Source organism: Pseudosporangium ferrugineum (assembly GCF_003002065.1).
In the GTDB taxonomy this organism is placed as follows: Bacteria; Actinomycetota; Actinomycetes; order Mycobacteriales; family Micromonosporaceae; genus Actinoplanes; species Actinoplanes ferrugineus_A.
Map to the genome: position 1 here is coordinate 1 of NZ_PVZG01000060.1, position 5,506 is coordinate 5,506.

Below are 5,506 nucleotides of genomic sequence, written 5' to 3' on the forward strand. Positions count from 1 at the left end.
CTGAACGCCTTCCAGATCGCCTTTGAAGGCCGGCTCACTCCGGCCGACAACTGACCACCTCAACAACCAAGATCAGCCGTTAACTTGACACTCCCTGGCGGTCGTCCGTGCCCACGCGGTGAGCTCGGCTGCCGCGACGCTGTGGGGTGCCGAGTGCGCGTATGGGCCGATCCGGTCCGCTGATCGCAGGAGCAATCGGGCGGCGCCGGTCGTGTTTCCGCGGCGGGCGTGGGTGAGCCCGACGGCGAGTTGGGCGAGGCCGCGCCACAGTTCGCGTTCGGCGGGCGGGGCTGACTTCCACGCGGCCTCGAGGACCTCGTGGGCGTGGAACGGCAAGCCGTCGTCCAGCAGCTTCTGTGCTTGCTGTAATGCGTCGGCCGGGGCGGGGTTCAGGTCGTCCGGCATGGTGGGAACGCCCGGTGCGCCGGGTTCCAGCGGGCGGCCCAACGCGTCGCGCGGACGGGAGTTACGCGCTTTACCGGTGATGTCGCGATCCCGCACGACCGTGGCCGGTCCCGGCCTCACGGGAGGGGCGGGCGTGATGTCGTCCTCGCTGCTGTCGCGGTTGCCGAGGTAAGCCAGCAGAGCCGGGCCGGTACCGGTCAGGCGGTCGACCTCCTCGCCGATGTCGCAGGTCAGCAGTGCGATCACCACGGTGTCCGTGGTGCGTGTCAGCACCCGCCATCGGCCGCCGGATTCCTGCCACCGTTGTAGCCGAGCGACACCGGGGTCGTCGTCGCGCATCCGGGAGACCTTCCTCTTTGCGTGCCGAATTCAGAGTGCGCTGACGACTGTCAGCAGCACGGCGGTGTCCTCGACGGCGAGTAGTTCGTGACGTTCGGGGGCGATGATGACGTGGTCGCCCGCTTGGCCCGTCCATTGTTGTGTGGGCGTGGTCAACTGGGCTCGGCCCCGCAGCACCTGCAAGGTGGATTCGCCGGGGCTGTTGTGTTCGGCGAGGCGTTGACCGGCGACCAGCGCGATAACGGTTTGGCGGAGCTGGTGCTCGTGGCGGCCGAACAGGGTGTGTGCGCTGCGGCCGCTATGCGCGGCGCGCGCCGCGGTGAGAAGCTCGTCGGCGAGAGCGTCGAGGTGGGTCGATTGCATGGTGTACGCCTTCCTTGTCTTTCAATTGGTGAGCAGTAGCACGCCGGCACTCAGAAGCGCCGTGACCTTGACCAGTTCCAGGGCCACGTATCCGAGGTGCGCGCGGGAGCGGTTCTGGGTGTCCCCGCGTAGGACGGCGGCCGTCCGCCGTTGCAGCCTCGGACGGATCACGGTCAGCTGCGCGATCAACGTGGCCACGGCGATCGCGGAAAGGATCAGCGCTGAGCGCCGGTAGCCGCCAGTCATGGCGACGACCAGGACCAGGGCCAGCACCACTTCGGTGGCGTTGAGTGCCCGGAAGACCAGGCGGCCGATGCCCAGGCCAATGGCGAGGGTCACCCCGGGTGCCCGGAACTTCAGAGGCGTCTCCACGAAGGAGATCGCCACGACCATGCCCAGCCACACGAAGGTCGCCGCCACACCGATTGCCGCAGTCACCGAACCCATGGCCCCGCTCTCATCCGAAGCGTCTTGCACACGGAGGGTGCGCGGTGAAGAACACTCTCTTGTCTGGTCATTCTCGTCGCTGGCCTGTCGAGCCGGCACGGCCTCGGGATATCTCCGGAGGTGCCGTGAGCGGGGACGCCCAACGTGTCAGCGGGCGGCACGGGCGATCAGTACGGGGCAGCCGGCGTGGTGTAACAGGTGCAGACGGATCGGGCCCAGCCGTAGTCCTTCGAAGTCGCGTCCGCTGCCGGCTCCGACGACGAGGAGGCCGGCTCGCTGAGACCGCTCCACCAGTACGGCGCCCGGGTTGCCGTTGATGACCTCGCAGACGACGGGGATCTGTGGGTACTTGTCACGCCACGGCGCCACCTCTTCGCCGATCCGGCGGTGCAGGCCGGCCTCGAAGACGCGGAGGTCGGAGCCGGGTGGTGCCGCGGTGTAGGCGCTCACCGCCAGTAGCGTCGCGGACTGACGCAGGGCCGCCTCCTCGAATGCCGCACCTACCGTGGCCGCTGTGGCCGGTGAATCGTCGATGCCCACCACGACCGTATTGCCGTCGGCGCGAAACCCGTCACGCACTACGGCGACCGAGCACGGTGCGTACGCCGCGATCTGGCTGGCCACCGGGCCGAGCATCGGCTCGGGAGTTCCGCGATCACGGCCGCCCACGACCAGCAGGTCGGCATCGGTGGCGGCCTCGAGAAGGACGGGTACCGGGTCACCGACCACCGCGAAACCCTGCACGCGAACACCTGCGGCGGCCGAACGCGCCTGGTGCACGGCGGCATCAAGGTGCGCCGTGACCCGCTCGCCGGTAGCGCGCAGCAGGTCGCTGCGCGACGTGAAGCGTTTGCCGGGGACCTGCCACCGGTGGGCGACGACGAGGTGCAGGTCGGCGTCGCGGAGCTGGGCTTCGACCGCCGCCCACCGCACTGCGGCGGTGCTGGTCGTGGATCCGTTGACTCCGACGACGATCCTCGGCGTCGTCATGGCAACCTCCTGAGCGAGTCATGCGGTGATTCTGGGCGGTCGACCGGTGGCAGCGAGCCGGGCGTCCATCGCACCGACGCCCGGCAGGCCGGCCCCAATACCCGTCACCAGTTGGCCGGCGGGTCGCTGGCGGGAAAGGAGTCGCGGCCCCAGACGTCGACGATGTCGATGTCCGTGTCGTCAATGACCTTGCCCGCAAGTGCGGGGCGCTGGTGGGTCGCCGGTTGTGTCTGGGCAACCACCGTGTCCGTTCGCGCCGGCCGGGCCTGGCTGCTCATTCGGCGGCGGGCGGCACAACGGTGACCGGGCAGCCGGCGTGTTCGACGAGGGCGCGAGACGTCGAGCCGGTGATCAGCCCCCGGAGTCCGCCGTGGCCGCGGGAGCCGACGACGATCATGCCGGCATCGAACTTGTTCGCCGCATCGATCAGGGCCACCGCTGCGGAGGGCCCTTCGGCGGTCTCATGGCGGTATTGGACGTCGTCGTGGCGCCGGGCGATCTGTTCCACCTGGGCTGTCACGGTGTCCGGCTGGGCATCCGACGACGCGTCGACGTGGTGCAGCACGATGAGTTCAGCTCTCCGGCGCTCGGCGTTCGTGAACGCGACCTCGGCTGCTGCGAGCCCGTGGGGTGACCCGTCCATGCCCAACACGATCACGGTGTTCTCGGGTCGTTCGGCACCACGTACGACAGTGATCGGACACGAGGCGTGACTGGCGATCTGCATGGCGGTCGACCCGGCGAGCAGCCCGGCGAAGCCGCCGATGCCACGGTGTCCGACCACGATGAGCTGGGCTCCGCGGGACGCCTCGACCAATACCGCGCCGGGAGACCCGTCAACCATTCGGGTGCTCACCACCAGATCTGTCCATTCGCGTCGCACACCGTGCGCGGTCTGTGCGAGCAGCTCGAGGACGGCGGCGCGTGGTCCTTCTTCGGAAGCGTTGTACGGCGGATAAAGGGGCGGGAGAAGGGGGAACCAGCCGAAGGCGTGCACGATGTGCAGGTTGGTGTTCCGTAGTGCAGCCTCGCGGGCGCCGTGCCGCACGGCGACGTCGGCTGCTGTCGAACCGTCGAAGCCGACAATCACAGGCGTGCTCATTGCAGACCTCCTTCAGTGTGCCGGGCTTAACGTCGCTTCACCTGGACGTGAGCCGGCTTGCGATCCTGGTGGTGACGGACCGGTCAGGGGCCGACCTTCACCACCTGTACTGCGTCCACTCTCGTCCCTGACCGGCGCACCCGACAGGTGTCGCGACAGCCATCGTGAAGACCGCTGATTGCCGACCGTCGGCAGCGAGCGGTTCGGGCTGCGTTCGCACTACGGGAGAGTGTGCTGATGACGCTCTGCGGTCAGGCGGATGTCGTGCTGGTCGGCGATGGTGCTGAAATCCAGGCCGCGGGTGATCAGGTGGGCGGTGCGCCACATCGTGTCGTTCAGTGCCCACAGCTGCCGTACTGGACACGATCTACGCCGCGCCGTCGGCAGGTAGGATTTCGTATGCGGATCGGGCCTTGCGGAGTGTGGCCGTGTCCAGGGCTCCGTCGGCCGCCAGTTCGTGCATCACGCGGAGGACGATCGATGTCGCATCGATGTGGAAATGCCGGCGCAGTGCCGTCCGGGTGTCGGACCTGCCGAACCCGTCGGTGCCGAGAGACGCCCAGCGGTCGGGCACAAACTGGGCAATCTGATCCGGGACCGCACGCATCCAGTCCGATACAGCCACTACGGGAGCTGCGTGTTCCTGCAGGCGCCGGGTGAGGTAGGGGATACGTGCAGGCTCGTCGGGGTGCTGGAGGTTCCACTGGTCGGCGTCGACGGCGTCGCGGCGTAGCTCGGTCCAGGAGGTGACCGACCAGACGTCGGTGTCCACATCCCAGTCGTCGCTGAGTAGGCGTTGCGCCTGTAGCCCGGCTGGCACGGTGATGCCGGAGGCGAGAATATGCGCTGCCGGGACGCCGCCCGGGGAGTCGCTGATGCGATGCATGCCGGCCAGGATGCCTTCTACGTCGACGTTGTCCGGTTGGGCCGGTTGCAGGATCGGCTCGTTGTAGAGGGTCAGGTAGTAGAAAACGTTCTCCTGCGGCTCGCCGTACATGCGGTGCAGACCGTCGCGGACGATGTGGCCGAGTTCGTACGCGTAGGCCGCGTCATAGGCCAGGCAGGCCGGGTTGGTGGAAGCGATCAGCAGCGAGTGGCCGTCCTGGTGTTGCAGGCCCTCACCGTTGAGCGTGGTCCGGCCGGCGGTGGCGCCGAGCAGGAAGCCGCGGGTCATCTGGTCGGCGGCGGCCCAGAAGCCGTCTCCGGTGCGCTGAAACCCGAACATCGAGTAGAAGATGTACAGCGGGATCATCGGTTCGCCGTGGGTCGCGTAGGACGTGCCGACGGCGGTCCACGACGCGACGGATCCGGCTTCGGTGATGCCCTCGTGCAGCAATACGCCGCTGCGGGACTCGCGATAGCTCAGCAGCAGATCCCTGTCCACCGACGCGTACGTCTGCCCGTGCGGTGAGTAGATCTTCTTGGTCGGGAACAGCGCGTCTAGTCCGAACGTGCGGGCCTCGTCGGGGATGATCGGCACGAATCGGTGGCCGATTTCGGGGTCTTTCATCAGGTCCTTGAGCAGCCGGACCAGTGCCATGGTCGTGGCTACCGGCTGATTGCCCGACCCGCGTTTCACGCTCGCGTAGGCGGCATCACCGGGCATGCCGAGGGGTCGACTTGTCACTCTGCGGGTGGGCACGAAGCCGCCCAGCTCCTTGCGGCGTTCGAGCATGTACTGCAGCTCGTCGGACTTCTCGCCGGGGTGGTAGTACGGCGGGAGGTACGGGTTGTCCTCGAGCTGCTTGTCCGGAATGTCCAGGTTGAGGCGGTCCCGGAAGCCCTTCAGGTCGTCCAGGGTCAGCTTCTTCATCTGGTGCGTGGCGTTGCGGGCCTCGAAGTGCGAACCCAGCGTCCAGC

Annotated in this window: 7 protein-coding genes; all 7 read right to left on the reverse strand. The window is 67.9% G+C overall.

The features are described 5' to 3' along the window. Window positions 1–72: 72 nt before the first annotated feature. Window positions 73–744: a DUF309 domain-containing protein gene (locus CLV70_RS40665; protein ID WP_106131547.1), complete on the reverse strand. Its 672-nt coding sequence runs from the start codon at window positions 742–744 to the stop codon at window positions 73–75. A gap of 30 nt (window positions 745–774) precedes the next feature. Then, window positions 775–1,107, reverse strand: coding sequence for a cupin domain-containing protein (locus CLV70_RS38495; RefSeq protein WP_106131548.1), 333 nt, complete (start codon window positions 1,105–1,107; stop codon window positions 775–777). A gap of 21 nt (window positions 1,108–1,128) precedes the next feature. Then, window positions 1,129–1,545 carry a hypothetical protein gene (locus CLV70_RS38500; RefSeq protein ID WP_245908814.1) on the reverse strand — a complete coding sequence of 139 codons (417 nt, stop codon included), beginning with the start codon at window positions 1,543–1,545 and terminating at the stop codon, window positions 1,129–1,131. A gap of 156 nt (window positions 1,546–1,701) precedes the next feature. After that, the gene (locus CLV70_RS38505) at window positions 1,702–2,544 is read right to left on the reverse strand and encodes a universal stress protein (RefSeq protein WP_106131550.1); all 843 of its coding nucleotides are present in this window, start codon (window positions 2,542–2,544) and stop codon (window positions 1,702–1,704) included. A gap of 104 nt (window positions 2,545–2,648) precedes the next feature. Beyond that, complete coding sequence (locus CLV70_RS40055) at window positions 2,649–2,822, reverse strand: hypothetical protein (RefSeq protein WP_158277946.1); 174 nt, start codon at window positions 2,820–2,822, stop codon at window positions 2,649–2,651. Further along, window positions 2,819–3,646: a universal stress protein gene (locus tag CLV70_RS38510; protein ID WP_106131551.1), complete on the reverse strand. Its 828-nt coding sequence runs from the start codon at window positions 3,644–3,646 to the stop codon at window positions 2,819–2,821. Before CLV70_RS38510 ends, CLV70_RS40055 begins: the two co-directional genes overlap by 4 nt. 367 nt (window positions 3,647–4,013) lie before the next feature. Continuing rightward, the coding region (locus CLV70_RS38515) for a transketolase-like TK C-terminal-containing protein (RefSeq protein WP_425440283.1) at window positions 4,014–5,506 on the reverse strand (1,493 nt) is incomplete at its 5' end.